Consider the following 25122-nt stretch of genomic DNA (forward strand, 5'->3'; position numbering starts at 1 on the left):
GTACCGCCCCTTATGGACGCGCCGCCGTGCCCCGTGCTTGGACGGTCTCCATGACCGATACGCCCGATCTCGAAGCGCTGCGCCGCGAAGTGCGCGCCTTCCTAGCCGCCGAGGCGCCGACCGGCTGGCGCGACGCGAGCCGCACGCAGGACGACTTCGTCCGCACCCAGCGCGACTGGTTTACGCGGCTGGTTTCGGCAGGCTACGCCATCCCGCACTGGCCTGCCACGTTCCCCGGCGGCGGCCGCAGCCTGGCCGAGCAGAAAGTGATCTACGAGGAACTGGCGAAGGCAGACTGTCCGCGCCTGCTGCTCTCCTTCGTCTCGACGTACCATGCCTTCGCAACGTTGCACGAATGTGCGACCCGGGAGCAGCAGGACCGCTACCTCCCGCGCATCCTCGAGGGCGAGACATGGTGCCAGGGCTTCTCCGAGCCCGGCGCCGGATCAGACCTCGCCGCCATCAAGACCAGGGCGGAGCGCAAGGGCGACGTCTACGTCGTCAACGGCCAGAAGGTCTGGTCGACGATGGCGCAGTTCGCGCAACGGTGCCTGCTGCTGGTGCGCACCTCCTCGGACGGCCCCAAGCAGGCGGGCATCACGTACCTGCTGATGGACATGAAGGCACCCGGCGTCTCTGTCCGCCCGATCCACCAGATCCAGGGCGACGAGGAATTCGCCGAGATCTTCCTCGACAATGTGGAAATCCCCGTCTCCGAGCGCGTCGGCGATGAGGGCAAGGGCTGGGCCGTGGCGCAGGCGACGCTCGCTTCCGAGCGCGGGCTGACGCTGATGGAGTTGTCCTACCGCATGCGCGGCGCCCTGTCGCGCGTGGCCTCGCTGATCCGCGAGCACGGACACGAGGACGATCGCGGAGTGCTGCGGGATTTCGGCGAACTGGTGACGCAAGTGGACGCCGTGTGCGCCGTCGCCGACCAGTTCCTGGACAACCGGATCAAGGGCATCGAGCGCATTGGCGACGCCTCCATCATCAAGAACAGCTACAGCCGCGCGCTCAGGGCCTATGCGAAGCTGGGCCTGCGCCTTGGCGGCATCGCGGAGCAATACGTAGCGCCGATCACCTTCGGCGACCTCAATACCGGCAACTGGATGGCGGACTTCATGAACTCCTACGCCTGGACCATCGCCGGGGGCAGCGAGGAAGTGCAGCGTAATATCATCGCCGAGCGCATGCTCGACATGCCGCGCGAGCCGAAAGCCTGGGTGGCCTGACATGATCGAACTGAACGAACTGACCGACGCCGCGCAGAAGGCGTTCCCCGCCGACGCACTCTCCCCCGGCCGCAATGAAAGCTGGCGGCTGGTGGCGGAGATGGGCTGGCTGATGGTGCGCCTGCCCGAGGAAGACGGCGGCCTCGGCCTTGATCGAGAGGCTTCCGCCGCGATCCATTTCGAGATGGGCCGCGTGCTGGCGACGACGCCGCTGATCCCGGCGCAATTGGGCCTGCAGGCCGTGCTGGCGAGCGAGATTGCGGCGCGGGTCGAGTGGCTGGAACGGCTGGCGGGGGGCGAATACGCCCCCCTGCACCTGCTCCCCGCGAAGCTGGAGGCGGCACCGAATGGTACGCTTTCGGGCGTAGTCGGCGGTGTGTTCGATGCGGACATGGCGGTGGCGGTCGTTGCGAAGCTGCCGGGCGGCTATGCCCTCGTGCCGACCGATGCGCCGGGTGTTTCTATCGTGGAGCGCGCGATCTGGGACCCCAGCCGGCGCCTGTTCGACATCGTTCTTGATGGATACGCGCCCGATCCGGCACTCATGCTCACCGATGCGGACGGCGCTGCAGCGCTGCACGACGCGCTGGCGCCCGAAGCGCACCTTGCCGTCGCCGCCGACTGCCTCGGTGCCGCGAATGCCGCATTGGAACTCACCATCGAATACATGAAGATGCGCCGCCAGTTCGACCGGCCCATCGCCATGTTCCAGGCTCTCAAGCACCGCGCCGCCGATATGAAGGCGCGCATTGCCGTGGCCGAGGCGCTCCTGTGGAACCGGGTGCGCGACGATGCCGCAACCCTCGTCCAGTGCGCCGCGGCGAAGACGCTGGCGGCCGAGGCCTTCGCATTCGTCACCGAAGAGGCGATCCAGCTTCACGGCGGCATCGGCCTGACCGAGGAACACCCGATCCACCGCTTCATGAAACGCGCGATGCTGAACCTGCAGCTTTGCGGATCGCCAGACCTGTGGAACGAGCGGACGGGGCGAGAGGCGCTGGGCTGACAGATCGGCCGGAGCAATTCGTCGTCCTGGACTTGATCCGGGACCGGTGGCTGTCTTTAGGCGCAGTTCATGCGGCAAGGTGTCTAAGCGACGGGTAGGCTGTTCACGGGCAGCGGTCCCGGATCAAGTCCGGGACGACGGTAAGCAACGCCCTGCCCCGCCGCTCGTTGTGCCGGGCATGGCCAAGACTTCCGGACACATCCGCGACAACATAGTCCTCTACGGCGCGCTGGCGGCGAACATGGGCATCGCCGTCGCCAAGTTCGTGGCGGCAGGTATCGGCGGCTCTTCCGCCATGGCGACCGAGGGTGTCCATTCGCTGGTTGACAGCGGTAACCAGATCCTGCTGCTCTACGGCCAGAACCAGGGCAAGCGCGCAGCCGACGCAGCCCATCCCTTCGGCTACGGGCGCGAGCTGTACTTCTGGGCCTTCGTCGTCGCGATCCTGATCTTCGCGGGCGGCGCGGGTATTTCGATCTACGAGGGCATCGCCCATATCCGCGAGCCCCGCGCGGTCGAGGACCCGACCCTCAGCTACATCGTGCTGGGCGTCGCCTTCCTCATGGAGGGCGCATCCTGGGCCATCGCGGTGAAGGAGTTCAACGCGGGCCGCGCCGGGCAGAGCTGGTGGCAGGCAATCCGCCGCTCCAAGGACCCGCCGGGCTTCATCGTCCTGTTCGAGGACAGCGCAGCGCTGATCGGCCTCGTCATCGCAGCGCTCGGCATCTGGGCTAGCGGCCACTTCGCAGAGCCGAGGCTCGACGGCGCGGCATCGGTTCTGATCGGCCTGGTGCTGGCGGCCGTCGCAGTGCTGCTGGCGCGCGAGTCCAAGGGCCTGCTGATCGGAGAGGCCGCCGACCCGGCACTGATTGCCGGGCTGCGCGGGGTGATGGAAGGCAACCCGCACATCACCTCGGTCAACCATGTGCGCACCGTCCACACAGGACCGGACGCGGTGTTCGTGGCGATCAGCGCGGACTTTGCCGACAACCTGCCGATGGGCGAGGCGGAAACGCTGATCGAAAACTTGGAGACGCGGATGAAAGCGCTCTCGCCGAAGATCACCTCGATCTACATCCGGCCCGAGAAGCGCGAGCAGGCGGTGCTGGGTTGAGTAAGGCCCACCCCTGCCCCCTCCCGCACGCGGGAGGGGAATGAAAGGCCACCGCTTCGCCCTCCCGCGTGCGGGAGGGCCGGTAGGCTTGAGAGCGCAGCGAACTAGCCGGACGGGGTGGGTATCAGATCGCCATCAGCCGCTTGACCTCCGCGACGATCTCGGGCGGCTGCACGAGATAGGCATCCTCCAGCTTCTTCGCGAAGGGCACCGCGCAATACGGCGCGCCGAGGCGACCGACCGGCGCCTTGAGCTTGCCGAACAGCACTTCCTGCGCGGTCGCGGCGATCTCCGCGCCAGGACCGAAGTTGCGGCCCGCTTCGTGGACCACCAACAGGCGTCCGGTCTTTTCGGCCGAGGCCAGCACCGTTTCCTTGTCCCACGGCGAGATCGTGCGCAGGTCGACCACTTCGACCGAGACGCCCGCCGCCGCCAGTTCCTCGACCGCCTGCATCACCGTGAACATCATCTGCCCGTAGGAGACGATGGTGAGGTCGCTGCCCGGTACGACCACGTTGGCCTTGCCCAGCGGGATCGGGCCCTGGTTGACCGGCGTGTCCATCGGCACGAACAGGGTCTTGACGCTTTCGATGATGATGACCGGATCGGGGTCCTGGATCGCCGAGAGATAGAGGCCCTTCATGTCGCCCGGGGTCCAGGGGATCACCACCTTGATGCCCGCGGTATGCGCGAACCACGCCTCGTAGAAGTCGGCGTGCTGCCCGGCGGTCTGGTTGCCGCCGCCGGTCATGGTGCGGATCACCAGCGGCACCTGGCTCTGGCCGCCGGACATGAAGCGCAGCTTGGCCGCGTGGTTCACGATCATGTCCATGGCGACGGTCGTGAAGTTCATCAGCATGATCTCGGCCACCGGCTTGTAGCCGGCCATGGCCACGCCGATCGCCGCGCCCATGATCGCCTGTTCAGAGATCGGGGTGGAGCGCACGCGGCTGGTGCCGAACTTCGTCGACAGCCCGCGCGTCACGCCGCAGACACCGCCGCCCTCGTTGTCAGCGATATCCTCGCCCAGAACGAGAACCTTGGGATCGGCTTCCATCGCCTCGCTCAGCGCGGCGTTGATGGCCTGCAGGCCGTTCATCTTCACCGTCTCGACGACGGGGGCTTCGAGAGTTTCAGTGCTCATGCCGGAATCTCCTCGGCAAAGACGTCGCGGCGCAGTTCGTCGTCGGACGGGAATTCACAGGCCACTGCGTAGTCGATGGCGTCGTTGACCTCGGCCTCGATCTTCGCGGTGAGTTCGTCGAGCTGCTCGGCACTGGCGACACCGTCGTCGATCAGCTTTTGGCGGAAGCGCGGCAGCGGATCGGCCTCGATCGCGGCGGCCTTTTCTTCCTTGGTCATGTAGGCGTCGTTGTCGCCGAAGACGTGGCCCATGAAGCGGAAGGTCTTGCACTCCAGCAAGGTCGGCCCCTCACCGGCGCGGGCGCGCTCGATGGCGGCGTGGGCATGGGCATAGACGTCGAGCGGATCGTTGCCGTCCACCGTGTAGCCCGGCATACCGTAACCGGCCGCGCGCTTGGCGATGAAGTCCACCGAGGTGCCGTTCTCGTAGCGGGTGTGCTCGGCAAAGCCATTGTTCTGGCACACGAAGATCACCGGCAGCTTCCACACCGAGGCGAGGTTCAGCGCCTCGTGGAAGGCGCCGATGTTGCTGGCGCCATCACCGAAGTAGGCGACGGTGACCTGCTTCGTGCCGTCGAGCAGCGCCGCCCAACCGAAGCCGTTGGCGATCGGCATCGAGGAGCCGACGATGCCCGTCGTCACCATGACGCCGGTCTCCGGGTGAGTGAGGTGCATCGGGCCGCCCTTGCCCTTGCAGGTGCCGTCGACGCGGCCGCAGATTTCTGCCCACAGGGGCCGCAGCGGCATGTCCTTGGCGACCATGTCGTGGATGCCGCGATAGATCGTGCAGATCTTGTCGTCATTGTTGAGCAGCACCGAGATCGCCGAGGGAATGCACTCTTGCCCGCGCGCCGAATAATATGGCGCGGTGATGCGGCCGCGGCGGATCTGCTGACGGGTGAGGTCGTCGTTGCGCTCGATGCGGATCATTCGACGGTAGATGTCGACCTGTGTGGCGGCGTCGGGGATGGCCCGGTTGGTTGGCGTTTCGCTCATGATTCCTCTCTCGGACAGCTCGTGGCTGCTGGGATGGCTGAACATTGGTTCAGGGCAGGCCCCGCTGGCAAGGACGGGCGAACCGCCCCTGCGGTATCTGCGTTTCAGAACACCTGGTTGCCGAGGCCGGCCGCGTGCTTGGCCGCGATCCAGCCGAAGGTCATCGACGGGCCGACGCTCGCCCCGGCGCCGGGATAGACGCGGCCCATCGGCGAGGCGGTGGTGACGCCGCAGGCATAGAGCCCCTCGATCGCCGAGCCGTCCTCGCGCAGCACTCGCGAATCGCAGTCACACACGACGCCGCCGTAAGTCCCGACGTCGCCGGGATAGACCGGGAAAGCATAGAACGGCGCCTTGTCGATCATCCCCATCGTCTGGTTCGGGCCGTCCTTGAAGAACGGATCGCCGAGGAAGTTGTCGTAGGCCCGCTCGCCGCGCTGGAAATCCTCGTCGCGGCCGCCGCGCACGAAGCCGTTCCAGCGCGCGACCGTGGTTTCCAGAGAGCCGGGAGGAACGCCGATGATCCCGGCCAGTTCGCCAACCGTATCCGCCTTGCGCATCCAGCCCGAGGCGAGCCACTTGGCCATGTTCTTCTTCGCGGTGCCCTTACCGGCGACGGCGTATTCGTCCATGTACTGCTGGTCGAGAATCGCCCAGCTCGGCACGGCGGGCACGGTGCGGTTGCGCACCAGCATGGTCTCGCAGAACGCCTCGTAGGAGCCGCCCTCGTTCATGTAGCGCAGGCCCGACTGGTCGACCTGGATCGCATGGGGCTTGGCGGTGGTGCTCTGGGTGCCGGGCTTGACGTAGTCGGTGTCCCAGCCGGGCGCATCGGTCATCTGGAAACCGACCATCTGGTCCATCTGCGCCAGCGCCGCGCCCTTCGCGGCGAGTTCGCGGTGCATGTCGCCGGTGTCGGTCTCGATGCCGTTGGACCACTTCGACTGCGTGCCCGGCATGTAGGTGTCGCGCATCGCCTGGTTCATCGAGAACCCGCCCGCGTTCATCAGGATGCCCAGCCGCGCACCGATGCGCCAAGGCCTGCCGTCTTTCTCGGTGACGACGCCGACGGCTTTTTCGCCTTCCATGATGACTTCGCTGACGGGCGAATTAACGCGGATATCCGCCGCCTGATTGTCCAGAACCGCCTTGAGCATGCGCCCCTGCAAGGCCGCGCCGGCGGTGACCCAATGCTTGCCGGTCAGTTTGCCGAGGATGATCTTGAACCCGATCCCGACGATCAGCCGCTTGATCGCCCACGAATGCTTCGCGAAGGGCAGCTTCATCGCATCGTCCAGCTTGACCGGCACTTCGGCGAAGCCCTGACGCAGCTTGCCCGCCCATTCCTTGCCCAGCTCATTCTTGTCGAAGGGCAAAGCCGTAACGGTGCGGCTGGTCTTCATACCGCCGGGGAGTTCATCGTAGTAGTCGGGCCAGAAGCGGGAGCCGCGCTCCATCCTGACCCCCTGCGAAACGATGAAGTCCAGCATCTTCGGCGCTTCGACCGCATAAGTGCGGCGGCGCGCGGGGCTGGTGCCGGGGGATTCCGCATCGTCGGGCACCACCGCGTCGAGGTACTGGCAAGCGCGTTCCAGACTGTCCTCGCCGGGGTCCATGAAGCGGTTGCCGGGTATCCACATGACCCCGCCGGACTTCGCCGTGGTGCCGCCGATCCACTGCGCCTTCTCGAGGATCACGACGGTCTTGCCCGCCTGCTTCATCAAGAGCGCCGAAGCCATCGAGCCTGCGCCACTTCCTACGACCACCCAGTCGAAAGTCTCGTCGAACTGCGTCATCGTGCCGTAACCTCTCCGCCTAGCCGCGCTGCTGCGCATGCGTTCAGCCCGGTAGATCGAACTTCGCCCGCTTTGGCAACGCGAAGGGTAAAGGTTTCGCCGGAGCGAAAGGTTTGGGCAAAATCGCGTTTTCGCATGGTCCTCGATACCGCCCGGCCTATGACGCTGGAGGGAAGAGGAGACCTGCCGAAATGACCGATACCGCGCCCGCCCTGCCACAGTTGGCCATGATCGAAATGGCCCGCGAAGGACGGCTGCTGCGCATCACGCTCAACCGGCCCGAGGCGCTGAACGCGGTAAACCTGCAGCTTCACGACGATCTGGCCGAGGCGATGTGGTTCGCACAGGTCGATACCGGATCGGACGTCGTGGTGCTGACCGGCGCGGGCCGGGCCTTCTCGGCAGGCGGCGACCTCGACCACATCGAGAACAATGCGCGCAATCCCCACCTCTTCGACCACGAGACGCGCGTGGCCAAACGGATCGTCTCCACCCTGCTCGACATCGACAAGCCCGTGGTGTGCCGGATGAACGGCCACGCGGTCGGCCTCGGCGCGACGCTGGCGCTGCTGTGCGACGTGATCTTCGCCGCCGAAGGCGCGAAGATCGGCGACCCGCACGTCGGCCTCGGCCTTGTCGCGGGGGACGGCGGCGCGGTGATCTGGGCGCAGCGCATCGGCCTGACGCGGGCGAAGGAATACCTGCTGACCGGCGACCTCCTTACCGCCGGCAAGGCGGCGGAGATCGGGCTGATCAACCATTGCGTCCCGGCAGATGAACTCGACGCCAGGGTGGATGCGTTCTGCGCGAAGCTGCTGGCAAGCGCGACGGTGGCGATCCGGGCGACCAAGATCCTCACCAATCTCGAACTCAAGCGGCTGGCGACGGCGCTGATGGACGCCGGCATCGCCTACGAAAGCGTCTCGGTCCGCAGCATGGATCATCTGGAGGGGATTCAGGCCCTCAAGGAAAAACGCGCCCCGAAGTTCGTGGGCCGCTGACGGCGTTCACTTCGCGGGCGCAGGTGCCGGTCTTGGCGGCATCGGCGGTGGAGGCGGCGCTGGTCGCGGGAAATCGGGCACGGTCTTTCCTGTGGCAAGCACCTGTTTCGCGCACCATGCGAATGCTTCGGGCAACTGCGGCAGTCCGGCGGGGGCATCGCGGCGGTGAAGCGGCAGGCTGCGAGGCGATAGGCGTCATCCTGATAGAGCTTGATCATGTCCGGCCGGGTGAAACGAAGCACCGCCCCGACGCGCGGATCGTAAGGCACCCCGAACTCCCAGTAGGCGCCGCGCAGGCCGGTCGCATTATCGATGTCCCTGGCATCGACATTGAGCGCCAGCGGCGCATCGTCCCCGCCCCAGGCCTTCTCGACGAAGGCATTGACGGGCGGTGCGCCCCTGGCAGCGGAGACAACCGACACCTTCCAGCCGGAAAACGCGCGCGTCACATGGACTTTCGCGGGCGGCAGCACCCGCTCCCTGCCCGGGTATGGCCGCACCAGGGCCAAGGGCAGCTTGCCCTTCGCAAAGGCGCAGTCCGGACCCGGCACGTAGCGGATCAATTGCGAGGGAACGATCCCCGCGCCGCGCTCCAGCCGATCAGGGCGTACCGTCAGGCGGCACAGCGAAGCCGATTGCGCCTTGCGGTCCACAGACGCCAGCCAGTGCAGTTCGACACGGTCGGCGAAGACCCTGTGATAGAGGCCCGGAACGGCCGTCCCTTCGGTCAGGGCCTGCGCATCGCCATGCTCGATCAGCATGGGCAATGTTGCCGGGGTGTCCGGAAATACCGGAAATCGCAGCATGAAGAGTAACGGCAGTACGTGCTTTTCGTCCGCGAACATGCCCGGCTGCAGAGGCGCGGTATAAGTTTCGACTTGCGCGATACGGTCTATCGACGGCCCGTCTGGCAATACAGCTTGGGCCGCCAGATTGCTTGACATCGTCAGGCCCGCAATGGCCAGCCACCCGCGCAAGTGCATAACTTCCCCCGAAAAACATGCCCCGGGAGACCCTTTATGACGTAGCGTGCCGCTATGCCAGCGATTACCCGGGCACCACCCGATCGCCGTGCTCGGTGAACAGCGCAGTGTAGCAGGTGCCGAAGTCCTGCGCGTCGCTCTGCGTCAGTTCGCCCGACTTCGAGGCCGCGCCGATGGCGGCAAGAAAGGCCATCGGGTCGTCGGCTTCCACGTCATAGATCGCAAGGAATTCGTTGGGGTCCTCGCCCATCAGCCGCGCCGCGAGCTTGTAGCGCTGGGCACCCGCCATGCCGAACGTGTTGACCAGTTCCGGCAGGTGTCTGGTATCGTACCATTCGTGATACTCGGCCTCGCGACCGGGCTGTGGGCGGGTGAGCGCGACGAGCTTCATCTTCATGGGCAGTCCTTTTTTTCCGATTTCCTCGTCATCGAGGATCAATCAGCCCCGGCGACGACGCAAGCAGGCACTATCCGGCGTCCGAAAGCATCGCTCCCCCGCGCTTTCGCCGGAGCGATCTTACTGGAGCAGGCTGCTCGCCGCCGAATACTGCGCGGGATAGTCGGCGAAGACTTCGCTCAGCAGCGTCTCGGCAAGGGCGAGTTCGGCCCGCTCCATCGCCATGAACAGGCCGGTGCTGAAGTCCTGCCGCACGAACCCGCGAAGGATGTGCGTGGGCACGGTGACGTGGAGGACTTCGTGCATTCCGTCGCCGCCGGTGCGGCATTCCATGAAGAACGGCGACATCGAGCGGGTGATGATGAAGTCCCCGGCCCGCGCCACCTCACCGCCGCACTGATTGGAGACGGCAAGCTCTCCGCGCTTCACGAACCACAGGATAGACAGGTCGGTCTCGTCCTCGCGAATATGCTGGCGCGAACGGCGGAAGAACAGGTTCGCCGCCGAACGCTGGCGAATGATCGAGATCGCGCCCACCGCCTTGCGCTCCGAACGATCGCCAGGGCGTTTGTTCGGAGAGAGCCTGGCGGCGCGGGTTTCACTCCATCACCAGCACCACGCGGCCCGCAGCCTTGCCTGAAAATGCCGCGTTCATGGCGGCGGCGTAGTCCTTCAGCGGATACCTCTCGGCAATCGCGGGAGAGAACGCGCCCTCGCCCGCCAGTTCTATCACCTTTCGCCGCATCGCCTCGGCTTCGGCCGGGCGCCGCAGAGCATGGTCACGCATCTGCACGCCGATGAGGCTGGCGGACTTCAGCAGCGGCAGGTTGGTGCGCAGTGCCGCGATCCCGGCGGTGAAACCGATGACGAGGTGACGGCCGTCATATCCCAGGTTGCGGAATGCGGGCTCGCTCGCCTCGCCGCCCACGGGATCGAAGACGATGTCGACGGGCTTGCCGTCGTTCGCCGCGATGACCTGCTCGCGCCAGTCTTCGGCGCCGGTGGTGACGACCGCATGCGCCCCGCCCGCCAGTGCCGCCGCCTGCTTCTCCGGACTGGATGCCGAGGCGATGACGTGCAGGCCAAGATGCCTGCCGACCTGGATCGCCGCGTATCCGGTCCCGCCCGCCGCACCGAGCACCAGAAGCGTCTCGCCCGGCTTCGCGCGCCCGCGATCGGCCAGCGCGTAGTAGGCGGTCTGGTAGTTCACCGCGAAGACGGCGGCCTGCTCGAAGCTCATCGCTTCGGGCACTTTGACCATGTTCGCTGCCTTGAACAGGTTGGCCTCGGCGAACAACCCGCCGAGCCCGCCGCAGAACACGCGGTCGCCGGGGGCGAGGTGCGTCACGCCCGGCCCCACCGCCTCGACCACGCCCGCCGCCTCGCTTCCGGGGATGAAGGGCAGTGGCGGCTTGAACTGGTAATGCCCCATCGCGGTGAGCACATCGACATAGGACACACCAGCGGCCTTGATGCCGACGCGCACCTGACCCTCGCCGGAAGCGCCGGGATCGAACGCTTCGAGGACATAGCTCTCCGGCGGCCCGAAGGCGCGGCCGATGACCGCGCGCAGGCTCAATGCTGCCCCCCGTCGCAGCGCACGATCGAGCCCGTCACGTTGACCGAGGCAGGGCTGGCCAGGAACAGCGCGGCGGTGACGATCTCCTCCGGGTTCGCCGCATGCCCGCGCGGGATCGGGATCGGCCCCTGCCCCTTGTCGGGCCATGCCTCGACAATATCGGTGCGGAATGCGCCCGGCGAGAGCGTGTTGACCCGCACGTGCGGCGCATATTCCCACGCCAGCGAGCGGCTCATCGCATTGAGCGCGGCCTTGGACGAGCCGTATGTCACCACCTGCGGTAGCGGCATCATCGAGCCCGAGGAGGTCACGTTGATGATGCAACCGCCCGGCCCTCCTGCCTCGGCGCGGTCGAACATGCGCTTGCCCACCAGTGTCGAAAGGCGGAACGGCCCCTTGAAATTGAGGTTGAGGACGGAATCGAACAACTTCTCGCTGACTTCGTGGCTGGGCATGCGCGGACTCATCCCCGCATTGTTCACAAGGATATCCACAGCCCCGAAAGCGGCGTAGGCCTCCTCGACCAGCCGCTCGCATTCGTCCCAGCGGCCGACGTGAGCGCTGATCGCCATCGCCTTGCGGCCAAGACCGCGCATTTCCTCGCGGACCGCCTCGCAGGCTTCCAGTTTGCGGCTGGCGACGATGACGTCGGCGCCGCGCTCGGCGAAAGCGCGGACCATCTGGTAGCCCAGCCCGCGCGACCCGCCGGTGACGAGCGCGACCTTGCCGGTGAAGTCGAACAGCGGGTCCATCTCAGGCATCTCTCGCGTTCGGGTAGCGCTCCAGCGCCTTCGCGGTGCGCGTCGGGATATGCTCGGTCGGAAACATCCCTTCCGCCGGCCGCACCCGCTTGAGATAGGCGCGCGCCAGTTGCGAGCGGTGCGCGTCGGTCGGCCCATCGGCGAAGGCCAGCGCCATGTTACCGCCGTACCATTTGGCCAGCGGCATATCGAGCGAGATGCCCAGCGACCCATGCACCTCCAGCGCCCGCCCGACGACGTTCGCATAGACCGAGGCCATCGCCACCTTGCACATGCCGATGTGCTTGCGCGCCGCGCCGTGCTTCAGGCGGCCCGCCTCGATCTCGTCGATCAGCCATGCGGTCTTGAGCACCAGCAGGCGGAACTGCTCCAGTTCGATCACCGAATCGGCGATCTTGGCCTGCACCAGTTGGTGATCGCCGAGCATCGCGCCCTTGGTCCGGCGCGAGACGGCGCGTTCCAGCATCATATCGAGCGCGCGGTTGCACATGCCCACCGTGCGCATGGCATGGTGGATGCGCCCCCCGCCCAGCCGCGCCTGCGCCACCTTGAACCCCTCGCCCCGTCCCCCGAGCATATGATCGAGCGGCACCCGGACCCGGTTGTAGCGGATGTGCGCGTGATGCCCGTTCTCGGGATCGAAGTCCCCGGCGATGGCGACGTTACGCAGGATCTCGATCCCCGGCGTGTCGGCGGGAACGACGAACATGCTCATCCGCTCGGTCAGCGGGGCGTCCGGATCGGTGACGGCGATGACCAGCAGGAAGCTGGCGAACCGGGCGTTGGAGGAGAACCACTTCTCGCCCTCGATCACCCATTCGTCGCCCTCCTGCACGGCGCGGCATGTGAAGACGTCGGGGTCGGCACCGCCCTGCGGCTCGGTCATCGAGAAGCACGAGACGATCTCGCCGGCCATCAACGGGCCGAGGTACTTCTGCTTCTGCTCCGCCGTGCCGAACAGGGCGAGGATTTCGGCATTGCCGGTATCGGGCGCGGCTGTGCCGAACACCGTCGGCGCCCAGGTGGAGCGGCCGATGATCTCGTTCATCAGCGCCAGCTTGACTTGTCCGTAGCCGGGACCGCCAAGATGCGGGCCGAGATGGCAGGCCCAGAGCCCCTGCGCCTTCACCTGCTCCTGCAGCGGCTTCAGGTGCCGCCGGGCGGCCGCGTAGGAGGGATCGAACTGAGCGCCCTGTTCGGGAAACAGCAGATCCATCGTCTCGCACTCGTCGCGCACGAAACGGTCCATCCAGTCGAGCCTGGCCTGGAATTCCGGGTCCGTCGAAAAATCGATCATCGTTCTCTCCCATTCCTCCCCCGGCGGGGGAGGAATTTACTGCATTCTCGCCACTTGCGCGGCGGTATCGCGGAAGCACTGCTCGACGATGCGCGCGAAGAAGCGCCCCGTCTCCTTCGGCAATATCCCCGCCTCCGCCTGCGCCACCTTGTATTCGAGCAGGCACCCGGACTTGAATTTCGAGAGCACCGAGAACCATTCGAAGTCGCGAATGTCACGCCCGGTCCCCGCGCAGTAATAGCGCGCCAGTTCCTGCTTCGTCGGGAAGTTGGCCGGGTTGTTCAGTGCGGTCGGGAACTCCCGGTCCGGATCGTCCTCGTCGCGCATGCCGCCGGTGAACCAGCCCATGTCGATCATCGGATCGCCGATGGTGGACAGCTCCCAGTCGATCATCGCGGCAAGGCGCGCCGGAGGGCCGTGGCGGAACATCATGTTGGGGGTGCCGACGTCGCCGTGGATGATCCCGCGCACTTCCTCCGGCATCCGCGCGTGCCGCAGCCAGTCCTCGGTTTCAGCATAGCCTTCGAGCATGCGGCCCTCGTAGCCGTAGCGCTCCTTGTAGGACGCCAGCTGGCCCGCCCAGCGATCGACCTGCCGTTCCAGGAACCGGCCCGGCTTGCCGTAGTCCCCCAGCCCGATCGCCTCGTGATCGACGTTGGCGAGCGCGATCAGCCCGTCGACGATGGCGAAGGGGATGCCGTATTCGCAAGGCATCGTATCGAAGGGCGGCTCGTTGTGAATCTTCTCGCCGCGCAAGTTCGGTGCCCAGCCCTCGACTTTCTCCATGACGTAGAACGGCGCGCCGACCACGCTGTCGTCGGAACAGGACCCGTAACACACCGGATGGGGCACCTGAGTGCCTTTGAGTGCCGTCAGTATGCGTGCCTCGCGCAGCACACCCTTCTCCGCTCCCGGCGGCGGCACGGCGGGTGGACGGCGCATGACCATCGGCTTCTCGCCCCGGTCGATCGTCAGCACCACGTTCGACGTGCCCCCCGAGAGTACCGCGGTGCGCAGCGGCCCCGTGCCCAGTTCGGGCACGAAGGCGTCCAGCCATTCGGTCAGCGGCCCGACTGGGGCCAGCCGGTCGAGATCGGCGTCCATCATCCTCTCCTCAGCGAGCGCGGAAATGCGCCTCTATCTGCCTGCGCACCGCGCGCAGCGCGGCCGTCGCGGCCGCGACTTCCTCGGAATCGAGCATCAGCCGCGCGGCCAGTGCATCGGCGCGCGCGTCGATCTGACGCTTGAGCGCAGCGCCCTTCGCGGTCGGACGCAGCAGCATGGCGCGCTTGTGTGCGGGATTTTCGAACGTCTCGACCAGCCCGGCATCGCGCAGGGCATTGGCGGCGCGCTGCACCAGCTGGCGCGCATGGCCCATCGAGCGGCCGATCTGCGCGACGGTGGGGGCGTCTTGCGCCTCCACCACCGCGGTGAGCACCATGTGTTCGCTGTCGTTGAGCGCGCATCCCGCCCGCGCCTCGCCGAAGACGCTGCGCAGGCGGCCGTTCAGGCGGATGGTCTCATCGACCAGTCCTACCAGCGGATGACGCGACTCAGATACTCCCGTTTCCATGGAAACGGGGTGTCATGTTGACACGATCGTGTCATTTCTTTGGAGGCGCGGCCTCGTCAAGCATCGCCCGGGCGACATGGAGGAACGCCGCCGTGTCGGTCTGGGCCGAAGGGATCGCCTTGCGGAACGTCGCGAAGCCGTGGATCAGACCCTTGCCCTCGAAATAGGCGGTCGGCACCCCGGCCTCGACCAGTTTGGCGGCATAGGCACGCCCCTGGTCGCGCAGAGGATCGAGCCCCGCCGTCACCAGCACCGTCGGCGGCAGGCCCGCCAGATCACCGAGGATCGGCGAGGTGCGCGGACTCTTGGGATCGGCCGCATAGTGCTCGGTAAAGCTCGCCATGCTCTTCGCGTCGAGCATGTACCCCTCGGCGAACAGTTTCGAAGAGGGATAGAGCTTGCCGAAATCGGTCGCCGGATAGATCGGGATCTGCATCACCACCGGCACGGCCGCAGGCTTGTCACGCAGCGCCGCGGCAGTGACGAGCGTAAGATTGCCGCCCGCGCTGTCGCCGCTGAGGATAAGGCCGGTAAACGCGCGCCCGAAGGCCTTGCCGTTGGCCGCCACCCAGCGCGCCGCCGCCTCGCCGTCGTCAGGCGCGGCGGGCCAGGGGTTCTCGGGCGCGAGGCGGTACTCGACCGACACCACCGGCAGGTCCAGTTGCCGCGCGATCTCCGCCGCAAGGCCGGCGTGAGTATCGATGCTGCCGAGCACGTAGCCGCCGCCGTGATAGAACACCACGACGGGGCCGGGGCCGCGCTCGGGGCGCGGATCGAACAGGCGCAGCGCCATCGCGCCGCCGGGTCCGGGCATCGTCACGTCCTTCGTCGTCACGTTCCCGATCGGCAGGTCCTGCTGCGCCATCGCCGCCAGCGCGGCGGGCGGCAGCTTGTGGATCTGAATCAGCAGTTCGCGCGTGAAAGGCGGGTTGGGCTTGGCGTAGAACGCCTTGAGATAGGCCGCGACGTCCGGGCGGACATCGGGCGCGGCGCTCGTTTCCTGCGCCGCCGGAACCGCCTCTCCGGACGCCACCGGCGCCGTTGCCAGCATCAGGGCCATGACACCGCAGCCTGCGAGGCTGCGCATACCCGCCATTCTCTTCATAGACTTCCCCTCCTGTTCGGCCGGCGGCACTACGGCAGTCCGGCCCCGGCGGGGATCAGTATACCCCGCCCTGCTCTTCCGCAAAGTTGCCCATGTCACCCGCCGCTGCCGCCGCATTCGCATCGCGCGCGTCGCGGGCGCTGCGGATCGAGGCCACCAGCGCGTCGCGGCGGCGGCTGAACTCGTCCTCGGCTGTGTACTGGCGCGGTTCGGTGTCGGGCTTGAAGGCCTCCCAGATTACCGAGGCTTTCGGCTCGTCGGTGGGCTCGACGCCCATGACGCGCTTGCCGGTCACGCGGTCGATACGGACCATGCGGATGCCTTGCGGCGCCACCAGCGGCTGGTGCGACCAGCGGCCCGGCGTCGCCAGCACCACGTCCTTGAATATCGGCGCAGCGATTCGGCCACCCTGCGCGTAACCGCCCAGCGAACGCGGCGTATCATAGCCGATGTAGACGCCGCCCACGTAGTCCTGGTTGCCGCCCATGAACCACACGTCGGTCGGGCCGTTGGTGGTGCCGGTCTTGCCGAACATCGGCAGCTTGAGGTCGCGCAGGCGCTCGGCCGTGCCGCGGGTGACGACGCCTTCGAGCATATGCACGGTCTGGTACGCCGTCGGCGCGTCCATCACCTGCTTGCCGACGCGCTGGATGCGCGGCATCGGCTTGCCGTCCCATTGCGCCATGTTGCAGGCGTTGCAGGTGCCCTTGTCGGCCCGCCAGATCACCTTGCCATTGCGGTCCTGCACGTAGTCGATCACCGAACCGGAGAACTGCACGCCGTTGTTGGCCAGCGCCGCATAGGCGTTGATCATGCGTCCCACCGTCGTCTCGCCCGCGCCGAGTGCGAACGACAGGTACTTCTGGTAATCGCCGATGCCCATGTTGTGGAACGTGCGCGTGACCTTGGCCATGCCCACGTCGTTGGCGATGCGCACCGTCATCAGGTTGCGCGACTGTTCGAGGCCCCAGCGCAGCGTATGGCTGCCCGAACCGCCCGCACCGCCGAAGTTGCGGAAGCACTTGTTGCCCAGCCCTGCTCCCTGGAACACGCAGAAGGTGCCGTCGAGGACCTGCGTGGCGGGCGTCATGCCGTTCTGCAGCGCGGTCGCGTAGACGAAGGGCTTGATGGTCGAGCCGGGCTGGCGTTCGGCCTGCGTCGCGCGGTTGAAGCTGTCGATCCCGGAATCGAAGCCGCCCTGCATGGCAAGAATGCGGCCCGAACCGGGCTGCTCGATGATCATGCCGCCGGACACCTCGGGAATGCCGCGAAGCGCCCAGGTGCTGCCGCCTACCGGCTGGGCCGCGACCAGATCGCCGACCTTGGCCTTGTCGGAAATACCGGTCAGCGTGGAAACGTTGCCGTCGGAGAAGCCGATGCGCCCCGTGCTGCCCGAGGCATCGAGAATGACGCCGACGCGCCAGTCCTTGTAGTCGATCGTCTTGTTGGCGACGACGAGCTGGCTCTGCCAGTTCTCGAGGTCGCTCAGATGCGCGATCGGCCGCACGAAGCCGCGATTGCCGTGATAGAGCAGCAGCCCCTTGCGCAGCGCATCACGCACCGCGACCTGCATCTGCGGATCGAGCGAAGTGCGCACCCAAAGACCGCCCGCATAAACGCTGTTCGGACCGTCTTCGGCCTTTTCGCCGTACTTGCCGATCAGGCGGCGGCGAACTTCCTCCAGGAAGTAGCCGTTCGAAGGTTCGTACGTGCTAGTGCGCTGGGTGACGAGGCCGAGCGGCTCCGCCTTGGCGGCGGCGGCGTCCTGCGCGCTGGCCCAGCCGTTGCGCACCATCTGGTCGAGCACCCAGTTGCGACGCTCGATCGCGCGGTCCTCGTTCTTCTTGCGGCCGTAGACTTCCGGCGCACGCGGCAGGATCGCGAGGAACGCGCTCTGGCTGAGCGACAGGTCCTCGACGTCCTTGTCGAAATAGGCGCGCGAGGCCGCCTGCACGCCGAACGAACGGCGTCCGAGCGGAATCTCGTTGAGGTAGAGTTCGAGGATCTGCTGCTTGGTCAGCACGCCCTCGATACGGCGGGCGACGATCATTTCCTTGAGCTTGCGCGTCACGGAATATTCGTCGCCGATCAGGATGTTCTTGGCGACCTGCTGGGTGATCGTCGAACCGCCCTTGGCGCGTACGCCCGAGCCGTACTTGGTGACATAATCCACCACCGCGCCCGCCAGACCACCGACGTCGACGCCGCCGTGCGTCCAGAACGTGCGGTCCTCGGCCGAGAGGAAGGCGTTGACCATCGGCCTGGGGAAATCGACAAAGCGCAGCTGCACGCGCCGTTCGCGGGCGTAAGAATAGACGATCTCGCCGTCCATCCCGCGCACCATCGTCGGCAGCGGCGGCTGGTATTCCAGCAGCTTGTTGGCGTCCGGCAGGTCGTGGGCAAGGAACACCCAGAACGCGGCGATGCCGGCAAAGCCTGCCATGCACAGATAGCCGAAACGGCGCATCCACTTGCGTTCGTGCCATGCCCTGCGCAGAGCGGCAAGGCGTCCCGGCCCATCGCGGCGGATGCGGTAGGTCGCGTCTTCGGGCGGCTGTTCGCCGGGATCAATCGCGTCGGTCATTGCGTGCGCCCTCTAGCACGGCGTTTTGGCGCAAGGAAACCACTCTCGTCGCAACTCTTCGTCGTCCCGGACGTGATCCGGGACCGCTGGCCGTAAACAGCCCACGAAGCTGCCCGCGTCCGGCCGCCCAAACACCGCCACCGGTCCCGGATCAAGTCCGGGACGACGCGTGCAGCCCGCTCAACCACCCGGGTTCCTTGCGAAATAGGCGCGGATCGCCTTCGCGCCTGCCTCTGCCAGAACCTGCTGCCCCTGCTTCGATCCCAGCGCCTGCGCGTCGTCGGGGTTGTTGATGTAGCCAGTCTCGAACAGGATCGAGGGCATGTCGGGCGCCTTCAGCACCGCCAGCGCAGCGGCTTCCGGCCGGTCGCGATGCATGCCAACGCCCGCGTCGCCCAGTTCGCGCAGCAGCAGCGTCGCGACTTGGGTGGAGCGCGCCTGCGCCCCGCGCTGCGAGAGGTCGAGCAGGATCGCGCCCACTTGCGCGCTCGTCTTCGACAGCTTGACGCCATTCACGCGGTCGGCTCCGTTCTCCCGTTCGGCGAACCGCTCGGCGGCCTGGCTCGATCCCTTTTCCGAGAGGACATAGACACTTGCCCCGCGCGCCGAATCAGCCTCGGCGCTGTCGGCATGGATCGAGACGAACAAGTCCGCGTTCAGCCGCCGGGCGATGTCAGGGCGATCGGCGAGCGCGATGAAGCGGTCGGTGTCGCGCGTCAGGGCCACGCGCAGGCCGCCGCTTGCCAGCAGCTTCTCGCGCAGCGCCAATGCGATCTGCAGCGCCACGGCCTTTTCCTTCAGCGCTCCTGCCCCCGCGCCGGGATCGAAGCCGCCATGGCCCGGATCGATGACCACCAACGGACGGCTGGCGTCGGGCGGCCCATCGACGCGCGGCAGGTCGATCGGCGCGTTCACCCCGGGCAGGTCGAAGCGGATGACGTAGTCGTAGCCCCCGGCCCGCACCGGCCATACCCCGCTCACCGCGAACGCGGCGGCAAGCACCGCCAGCGGCGCGATGAAGACGAGGATCAACTGCAAGGTGCGCGACATTTGCGCCAAGGACTAAGCCGCGTTTGGCGGGCGGGCAATCCTGCGCCCCCGCGCTTTCCCACAGGCTGGTCAGCCGCTCCGCCCCGGGCCGATGCCCGCCAAATTCCAACGGTCCAAGCAACTTGCCGTCTTGCGTCATGAATGCTAGGCCAGCAGAACCGAGGCGAGGAATGCGCGTCGGTCCTCGCAATCCGGCAATACCATAACCATATGGCGCCGGACAGGACCGGCAGAGCCAGACGCAAGCCTCGGTCCAGGGAGCCGGAAATAATCCTTTTTCCGGAGTGCCTTATCAGGTTGAAGTGAGCCATGAGAAGCCAGTTGCCGCCTTGCCATTCGACGCCCGAAAGGGCGCGGGCGGCGTGGTCGCAACTTTCCGCGCGTTCTAATACGCCGCGCGTGTCTTCGCTCGCAGACGCACATGCTGCCGCACATGCTACTGGGGCAGCCACTACTTTCGCCGCGCATGGAGCGCTGGATTGCTCCACCATTGCGCCAAAACTCGCCCCCTCAGTTTGGAACGCCGCCCCAAGTGGCCGCGTCGTGATTCTGCGGGGCGCATTCGCCTACAGTGAACATACGCGCATCCGCCAGGCTGATCCGGCCCGGCGTCGACGCGCACGGAGAATACCAAATGGCAACCCGCATGCTGATCGATGCGCGCCACCCGGAAGAAACGCGGGTGGCGGTCGTCAAGGGAAACCGCATTGAAGAGTTCGACTTCGAGTCGACCGAACGCAAGCAGATCAAGGGTAACATCTACCTCGCGAAGGTGACGCGCGTGGAGCCTTCGCTCCAGGCCGCGTTCGTGGACTTCGGCGGCAACCGCCACGGCTTCCTCGCCTTCAGCGAAATCCACCCGGACTACTACCAGATCCCCAAGGAGGACCGCGAGGCCCTGCTGGCGGAAGAAGCCGCCCATGCCGAGGAAGAAGCCGCCCTGCGCGCCACCGAAGGTGACGACGAGGACGAAGACGGCGACTACAACGACGATGGCGGCCTCACCGAGGTCGATACGTCCGAGAAGGACCATGTCGCCACGATCGAGGACGGCGCGGTAGAGAACCCGTTCCACGCCGACGACGAAGGCGAGCACGAGGGCGAGCACGGCGACGAAGAGTCCGAAGGCAATAACCGTCGCGGCCGTGGCCGTCGCCGCCAGGGTGGCCGTCCCTCGGGCCGCTCGAAGGAAGCCGACGACCTGCGCGCCAAGCGCATGGCGCTGCGCCGCCGCTACAAGATCCAGGACGTCATCCAGCGCCGCCAGGTGCTGCTCGTCCAGGTCGTCAAGGAAGAGCGCGGCAACAAGGGCGCGGCCCTCACCACCTACCTTAGCCTCGCGGGCCGCTACTGCGTGCTCATGCCGAATTCGAGCCACGGCGGCGGCATCAGCCGCAAGATCAGCTCGGCCTCGGACCGCAAGCGCCTGAAGTCGATCATCGCCGAAATGGACCTGCCCCGCTCGATGGGCTGCATCGTCCGCACGGCGGGCCTCCAGCGCACCAAGACCGAGATCAAGCGCGACTTCGACTACCTCGCCCGCCTGTGGGACGAGCTGCGCGAACAGACCATGCGCTCGGCCGCTCCGGCGCTGATCCACTCGGACAGCGACCTCATCAAGCGCGCCATCCGCGACATCTACAACCGCGACATCGAGGAAGTGATCGTCGAGGGCGAGGCCGGCTACCACGCCGCCAAGGACTTCATGAAGCTCCTGATGCCCAGCCACGGCCGCAAGGTTAAGCCTTACGCCGATCCCGTCCCGCTGTTCCAGCGCTTCGGCGCCGAGGACCAGCTGACCGCGATGTACGACCCCGTCGTGCAACTGCGTTCGGGCGGCTACATCGTCATCAACCCGACCGAGGCACTGGTTTCGATCGACATCAACTCGGGCCGCGCCACCAAGGAGCACGGGATCGAGCAGACGGCGGTTGCCACCAACCTCGAAGCCGCGGCCGAAATCGCCCGCCAGCTGCGCCTGCGCGACATGGCCGGCCTCGTCGTGATCGACTTCATCGACATGGAGTACGGCTCCAACGTCCGCAAGGTCGAGAAGGCGATGAAGGAAGCGCTAAAGAACGACCGCGCCCGCATTCAGGTCGGCCGCATTTCCAGCTTCGGCCTGATGGAAATGAGCCGCCAGCGCCTGCGCACCGGCGTTCTCGAAGCGACCACCCGCTCGTGCCCGCACTGCGACGGCACCGGCCTCGTCCGCACCGCCAGCTCCGCCGGTCTCTCGGCGCTGCGTCTGATCGAGGACGAGGCGGCCAAGGGCAAGGGCATCGTGGTCTCGCTGTTCGCCTCCACCGAGGCGGCGGTCTACATGCTCAACGCCAAGCGCACCGACCTCGCCGACATCGAGGAACGCTACGGCGTAACCGTCGAAGTCATCCCCGAGGGTGAGAACGAAGGCGCCAAGATGCGCGTCATGTCGTCGGGTCCGCGCAACGAGTTCGTGCCCCGCTTCGAGCCCATCGCCGAGGACGTCGAGGACGACTTCGTCGAGGAAGAGTACGAGGACGAAGAGCTGGAAGCCGAAGAGGCTGCCGAGCGCACCGAAGCGTCCGAGGACGGTGAAGGCCGCCGCAGCAAGCGCCGCAAGCGCCGCCGTGGCCGCAACCGCGATCGCCGCGAGGACGGTGCCGAGACCGCTGAGGTCGAAGCTGCCGACGCTTCGGACGAAGGCGACGACGCCGAAGACGAAGGCGAGAGCATCGTCGAAGCCGAGGGCACCGAGGCCGAGGGTGACGATACCAACGCACCCAAGAAGCGCCGCCGTCGCGGTGGTCGCCGTCGTCGCGGTCGTCGCGGTGAAGGCGAGGCCGAGAACGGTGCCGAGGGCGAGGATGCCGTGATCGGCGCCGAAGGCCTCGAACTGGCTGCCGAAGAAGCCGCGCTGCCGGTCGCCGATGGCGGCATCAGCGCCGAGCCGATCGTCCCGGCCGAACCGGTCGCCGAGGAAGCGCCTGCAAAGCCCAAGCGCACTCGCCGCAAGAAGGCGGACGTCGAGGCCGAAGCCGTCGTCGAAGCACCCGCAGCGCCCGAACCGGTCGCCGAGGAAGCGCCGGCAAAGCCCAAGCGTACCCGTCGCAAGAAGGTGGACGTCGAAGCCGAAGCCGTCGTCGAAGCGCCCGCAGCGCCCGAACCGGTCGCCGAGGAAGCGCCTGCAAAGCCCAAGCGCACCCGCCGCAAGAAGGCGGACGTCGAGGCCGAAGCCGCTCCGGCACCGGCTCCCGAGCCGGTTGCGGAAGAGGCTGCAGCAAAGCCCAAGCGCACCCGTCGCAAGAAGGCGGACGTCGAGGCCGAAGCCGCTCCGGCACCGGTCGCCGAGCCGGTCGCCGAACCCGAAGCAGTCGCCGAAGCCGCGTCGGCTGACGATGCCGCTCCGGCACCGCGCCGTGGCTGGTGGCAGCGCACTTTCGGCGAGTAATCGCCGACGGCTCTGAAACAAGGGCCTGAAAATGCAGACGCCGCGCGCGCCCTCAAGAGGTCACGCGCGGCGTCTTTGCGTTGAGGGAGCAGTCGATCCCCAACTTCGTCATCGCGAGCGCAGCAACGCAATCCAGGGCAACATTCACCGCTCCGGATTGCTTCGCCGCGCTCGCGATGACGACTTTCGAATGCACAAACCGCCCTGCCCTATGACATGTCGGAGTGGCTGCCAGTCCCCGACGAAACCTACAGTGCCGACGCAAAGAACATGCGGCGGCGGCGTTGCGCTGGTCCTGCCGCAGCCGATGGCCTGCTGGGAGACGGACTGAATGACACAAGACGTGAACTGGGATCTCGAGGCGGACGTGGTCGTACTGGGATCGGGCGGCGCGGCCATGACCGCAGCGATCGCCGCGCATGATTTCGGCGCGAAGGACGTGGTGATCCTCGAGAAGACCGGCATGGTCGGCGGCACCACCGCGATGTCGGGCGGCATGCTGTGGATTCCGGGCAACCACCACCAGATCGAGGCAGGTATCTCCGAGGACGACGAGGACGTCGTCGCCTATCTCGACTCGCTGGCGCCCGGGGCGCTCGATCCCGATACGCTCATGGCCTTCATGGAAACCGGGCCGGAGATGATCCGCTATCTGGCGGACAACACGCCCGTGCGTTTCCACGCCTACGCCGATTTCCCCGATTACCAGCCCTATATGCCCGGCGCCAAGCCCGACGGCGGCCGCTCGCTCGACAACGATGCCTTCTCGTTCGAGCGGCTCGGCAAGTGGTCCACTCGCGTGAACCCGACCAAGATGGCTTACCCGGTGCGCGGCAGCCTGATGGAAGCGATCAACGGCACGCTTGACGAAGCGACGCTCGCCGAGCGCGAGGCAGGCGATTATCGCGGTCTGGGTCAGGCACTGGCGGGATCGCTGTTCCTCGCGGTGATCGATCGCGGCATTCCCGTCGAGTTCGAAAAGCGCGCGCGCAAGCTCGTCAAGGACGGTGATCGCGTGATCGGCGTCGTCGCCGAGGACGCCAATGGCCGCGACTACCGCGTGCGCGCCCGGCGCGGCGTCGTCATCGCCACCGGCGGTTTCGAGTGGAACGAGACGCTGGTAAAGACCTTCCTGCGCGGCCCCCTCACCGGCCCGGTCAGCGTGCCCGAGAACGAGGGCGACGGGTTGCTCATGGCGATCGAGGCGGGCGCCCAGCTCGGCAACATGCAGCACGCCTTCTGGCAGCAGAGCGTACTGGAATTCCAGCCCCAGCACCGCGCCGCCAAGCCCAATTATCTGCTCGGTTCGGACGAACGCGCGCGCCCCGGCGCGATCCTCGTCAACCGTGCGGGCAAGCGCTTCGTGAACGAGGCGGCCAACTACAACGCCATGGGCAAGGCGCTCCACGCCTTCGATGCAGGTACGCACGCCTACGCCAACCTGCCGTACTGGCTGATCGTCGACCAGCGCTATCGCAGCAAGTACCAGACCTTCAACACGCCCCCGGGCGGCCCCGTGCCCTCGTTCATGATGCAGGCCGACACGCTGGAGGAACTCGCCGAAAAGGCCGGGATCGATCCGCAGGGGCTCGCGGCGACGGTGACGCGCTTCAACGATCTGGTCCGCAAGGGCCACGACGACGACTTCAACCGCGGCGACAACACCTACGACAACTTCTACATGTGGGGCGATGCGGAGTTCGAACCGCCTTACCGCACGCTCGGCGTGATCGATCAGGGACCATTTTTCGCGGTGAAGATGGAAGCCGGGGCGCTCGGCACCGCCGGTGGTCCGAAGACCAACGCCGATGCGCAGGTCCTCGACTGGAGCGGCAATCCGATACAGGGCCTCTACGCAGCGGGCAACGTCATGTCGGCGGTGCTGGGCGAGGCCTACGGAGGCGCAGGCGGCACGCTCGGTCCGGGCATGACCTTCGGCTACATCGCCGGAAAGCACCTCGGCACGCATCTGCCGAACTACTGACCGCAGCTTTCCTACAGGGACTTTCCTACAGGGGCATGGGCGGAGTATTTTTCCGTCCATGCCCTTCTGCGTTCTCACTCTTTTGTTTTTC

Annotated in this window: 20 protein-coding genes; 6 read left to right on the top strand and 14 right to left on the bottom strand. The window is 66.7% G+C overall.

Annotated features, from left to right (window positions below):
* Positions 1 to 50 precede the first annotated feature (50 nt).
* The 3 genes from BES08_RS04975 (at position 51) to BES08_RS04985 (ending at position 3352) form a co-directional block, all read left to right on the top strand.
* A complete protein-coding gene (locus BES08_RS04975; protein ID WP_008830326.1) occupies positions 51 to 1232 on the top strand; it encodes an acyl-CoA dehydrogenase family protein in 1182 nt (393 codons plus the stop codon).
* A 1-nt stretch (position 1233) separates the two neighbouring features.
* Complete coding sequence (locus BES08_RS04980; RefSeq protein WP_069707739.1) at positions 1234 to 2238, top strand: acyl-CoA dehydrogenase family protein; 1005 nt, start codon at positions 1234 to 1236, stop codon at positions 2236 to 2238.
* A 178-nt stretch (positions 2239 to 2416) separates the two neighbouring features.
* On the top strand, positions 2417 to 3352 hold the full coding sequence (locus tag BES08_RS04985) for a cation diffusion facilitator family transporter (RefSeq protein ID WP_037519447.1): 936 nt from the start codon (positions 2417 to 2419) through the stop codon (positions 3350 to 3352).
* 124 nt (positions 3353 to 3476) lie between these two features.
* Here the strand turns inward: BES08_RS04985 and BES08_RS04990 are convergent, their stop codons facing one another.
* The 3 genes from BES08_RS04990 to BES08_RS05000 form a co-directional block, all read right to left on the bottom strand.
* Positions 3477 to 4496, bottom strand: a complete 1020-nt coding sequence (locus BES08_RS04990; RefSeq protein WP_069707740.1) for an alpha-ketoacid dehydrogenase subunit beta — start codon at positions 4494 to 4496, stop codon at positions 3477 to 3479.
* Positions 4493 to 5491: a thiamine pyrophosphate-dependent dehydrogenase E1 component subunit alpha gene (locus BES08_RS04995; protein ID WP_069709147.1), complete on the bottom strand. Its 999-nt coding sequence runs from the start codon at positions 5489 to 5491 to the stop codon at positions 4493 to 4495. Before BES08_RS04995 ends, BES08_RS04990 begins: the two co-directional genes overlap by 4 nt.
* A gap of 104 nt (positions 5492 to 5595) precedes the next feature.
* The gene (locus BES08_RS05000; protein WP_008830331.1) at positions 5596 to 7287 is read right to left on the bottom strand and encodes an FAD-binding protein; all 1692 of its coding nucleotides are present in this window, start codon (positions 7285 to 7287) and stop codon (positions 5596 to 5598) included.
* A gap of 191 nt (positions 7288 to 7478) precedes the next feature.
* Here BES08_RS05000 and BES08_RS05005 point away from each other — a divergent pair, with 191 nt between their 5' ends.
* On the top strand, positions 7479 to 8288 hold the full coding sequence (locus tag BES08_RS05005) for an enoyl-CoA hydratase/isomerase family protein (RefSeq protein WP_083274582.1): 810 nt from the start codon (positions 7479 to 7481) through the stop codon (positions 8286 to 8288).
* Here the strand turns inward: BES08_RS05005 and BES08_RS05010 are convergent.
* From BES08_RS05010 to BES08_RS05060, 11 genes are all read right to left on the bottom strand, one after another.
* Positions 8243 to 9271: a hypothetical protein gene (locus BES08_RS05010; protein ID WP_197524423.1), complete on the bottom strand. Its 1029-nt coding sequence runs from the start codon at positions 9269 to 9271 to the stop codon at positions 8243 to 8245. The two genes, BES08_RS05005 and BES08_RS05010, sit on opposite strands and share 46 nt — an antisense overlap.
* 64 nt (positions 9272 to 9335) lie before the next feature.
* Positions 9336 to 9668 carry a hypothetical protein gene (locus tag BES08_RS05015; protein WP_008830590.1) on the bottom strand — a complete coding sequence of 111 codons (333 nt, stop codon included), beginning with the start codon at positions 9666 to 9668 and terminating at the stop codon, positions 9336 to 9338.
* A 120-nt stretch (positions 9669 to 9788) separates the two neighbouring features.
* Positions 9789 to 10205 (bottom strand): hypothetical protein, encoded by a 417-nt coding sequence (locus BES08_RS05020; protein WP_008830589.1) that lies wholly within the window; start codon positions 10203 to 10205, stop codon positions 9789 to 9791.
* A 61-nt stretch (positions 10206 to 10266) separates the two neighbouring features.
* Entirely contained in the window at positions 10267 to 11247 is a 981-nt protein-coding gene (locus BES08_RS05025; protein ID WP_008830588.1) for an NADPH:quinone oxidoreductase family protein, read from the bottom strand.
* Positions 11244 to 12008 (bottom strand): SDR family NAD(P)-dependent oxidoreductase, encoded by a 765-nt coding sequence (locus BES08_RS05030; RefSeq protein WP_231958173.1) that lies wholly within the window; start codon positions 12006 to 12008, stop codon positions 11244 to 11246. Before BES08_RS05030 ends, BES08_RS05025 begins: the two co-directional genes overlap by 4 nt.
* Positions 12001 to 13305, bottom strand: a complete 1305-nt coding sequence (locus tag BES08_RS05035) for an acyl-CoA dehydrogenase family protein (protein ID WP_008830586.1) — start codon at positions 13303 to 13305, stop codon at positions 12001 to 12003. Before BES08_RS05035 ends, BES08_RS05030 begins: the two co-directional genes overlap by 8 nt.
* 36 nt (positions 13306 to 13341) lie before the next feature.
* On the bottom strand, positions 13342 to 14409 hold the full coding sequence (locus BES08_RS05040) for a phosphotransferase family protein (protein ID WP_008830585.1): 1068 nt from the start codon (positions 14407 to 14409) through the stop codon (positions 13342 to 13344).
* Between the two features lie 10 nt (positions 14410 to 14419).
* Positions 14420 to 14878 carry a MarR family winged helix-turn-helix transcriptional regulator gene (locus tag BES08_RS05045; RefSeq protein ID WP_008830584.1) on the bottom strand — a complete coding sequence of 153 codons (459 nt, stop codon included), beginning with the start codon at positions 14876 to 14878 and terminating at the stop codon, positions 14420 to 14422.
* A 31-nt stretch (positions 14879 to 14909) separates the two neighbouring features.
* Positions 14910 to 15974 (bottom strand): alpha/beta hydrolase, encoded by a 1065-nt coding sequence (locus BES08_RS05050; RefSeq protein WP_008830583.1) that lies wholly within the window; start codon positions 15972 to 15974, stop codon positions 14910 to 14912.
* Between the two features lie 64 nt (positions 15975 to 16038).
* On the bottom strand, positions 16039 to 18567 hold the full coding sequence (locus tag BES08_RS05055) for a penicillin-binding protein 1A (RefSeq protein ID WP_069707742.1): 2529 nt from the start codon (positions 18565 to 18567) through the stop codon (positions 16039 to 16041).
* Positions 18568 to 18747: 180 nt separating this feature from the next.
* Positions 18748 to 19617, bottom strand: a complete 870-nt coding sequence (locus tag BES08_RS05060) for an N-acetylmuramoyl-L-alanine amidase family protein (RefSeq protein WP_008829220.1) — start codon at positions 19615 to 19617, stop codon at positions 18748 to 18750.
* Positions 19618 to 20251: 634 nt separating this feature from the next.
* On the opposite strand from BES08_RS05060, the gene BES08_RS05065 reads away from it, so the two are divergent.
* Positions 20252 to 23047 carry an Rne/Rng family ribonuclease gene (locus BES08_RS05065; protein WP_069707743.1) on the top strand — a complete coding sequence of 932 codons (2796 nt, stop codon included), beginning with the start codon at positions 20252 to 20254 and terminating at the stop codon, positions 23045 to 23047.
* 331 nt (positions 23048 to 23378) lie between these two features.
* Entirely contained in the window at positions 23379 to 25031 is a 1653-nt protein-coding gene (locus tag BES08_RS05070; RefSeq protein ID WP_008832648.1) for an FAD-binding protein, read from the top strand.
* Positions 25032 to 25122 lie beyond the last annotated feature (91 nt).

The organism is Novosphingobium resinovorum (assembly GCF_001742225.1).
GTDB lineage: Bacteria > Pseudomonadota > Alphaproteobacteria > Sphingomonadales > Sphingomonadaceae > Novosphingobium > Novosphingobium resinovorum_A.

Excerpts from the sequence above, each read along its gene's own strand:
- BES08_RS05055 (WP_069707742.1), bottom strand. The coding sequence starts at position 18,567 with ATGACCGACGCGATTGATCCCGGCGAACAGCCGCCCGAAGACGCGACC.
- BES08_RS05005 (WP_083274582.1), top strand. The coding sequence starts at position 7,479 with ATGACCGATACCGCGCCCGCCCTGCCACAGTTGGCCATGATCGAAATG.
- BES08_RS04980 (WP_069707739.1), top strand. The coding sequence starts at position 1,234 with ATGATCGAACTGAACGAACTGACCGACGCCGCGCAGAAGGCGTTCCCC.
- BES08_RS05030 (WP_231958173.1), bottom strand. The coding sequence starts at position 12,008 with ATGCCTGAGATGGACCCGCTGTTCGACTTCACCGGCAAGGTCGCGCTC.
- BES08_RS04985 (WP_037519447.1), top strand. The coding sequence starts at position 2,417 with ATGGCCAAGACTTCCGGACACATCCGCGACAACATAGTCCTCTACGGC.
- BES08_RS05000 (WP_008830331.1), bottom strand. The coding sequence starts at position 7,287 with ATGACGCAGTTCGACGAGACTTTCGACTGGGTGGTCGTAGGAAGTGGC.
- BES08_RS04975 (WP_008830326.1), top strand. The coding sequence starts at position 51 with ATGACCGATACGCCCGATCTCGAAGCGCTGCGCCGCGAAGTGCGCGCC.
- BES08_RS05040 (WP_008830585.1), bottom strand. The coding sequence starts at position 14,409 with ATGGACGCCGATCTCGACCGGCTGGCCCCAGTCGGGCCGCTGACCGAA.
- BES08_RS05015 (WP_008830590.1), bottom strand. The coding sequence starts at position 9,668 with ATGAAGATGAAGCTCGTCGCGCTCACCCGCCCACAGCCCGGTCGCGAG.
- BES08_RS05035 (WP_008830586.1), bottom strand. The coding sequence starts at position 13,305 with ATGATCGATTTTTCGACGGACCCGGAATTCCAGGCCAGGCTCGACTGG.
- BES08_RS05070 (WP_008832648.1), top strand. The coding sequence starts at position 23,379 with ATGACACAAGACGTGAACTGGGATCTCGAGGCGGACGTGGTCGTACTG.
- BES08_RS04990 (WP_069707740.1), bottom strand. The coding sequence starts at position 4,496 with ATGAGCACTGAAACTCTCGAAGCCCCCGTCGTCGAGACGGTGAAGATG.
- BES08_RS05010 (WP_197524423.1), bottom strand. The coding sequence starts at position 9,271 with ATGCACTTGCGCGGGTGGCTGGCCATTGCGGGCCTGACGATGTCAAGC.
- BES08_RS05065 (WP_069707743.1), top strand. The coding sequence starts at position 20,252 with ATGGCAACCCGCATGCTGATCGATGCGCGCCACCCGGAAGAAACGCGG.
- BES08_RS05060 (WP_008829220.1), bottom strand. The coding sequence starts at position 19,617 with ATGTCGCGCACCTTGCAGTTGATCCTCGTCTTCATCGCGCCGCTGGCG.
- BES08_RS05045 (WP_008830584.1), bottom strand. The coding sequence starts at position 14,878 with ATGGAAACGGGAGTATCTGAGTCGCGTCATCCGCTGGTAGGACTGGTC.
- BES08_RS04995 (WP_069709147.1), bottom strand. The coding sequence starts at position 5,491 with ATGAGCGAAACGCCAACCAACCGGGCCATCCCCGACGCCGCCACACAG.
- BES08_RS05050 (WP_008830583.1), bottom strand. The coding sequence starts at position 15,974 with ATGGCGGGTATGCGCAGCCTCGCAGGCTGCGGTGTCATGGCCCTGATG.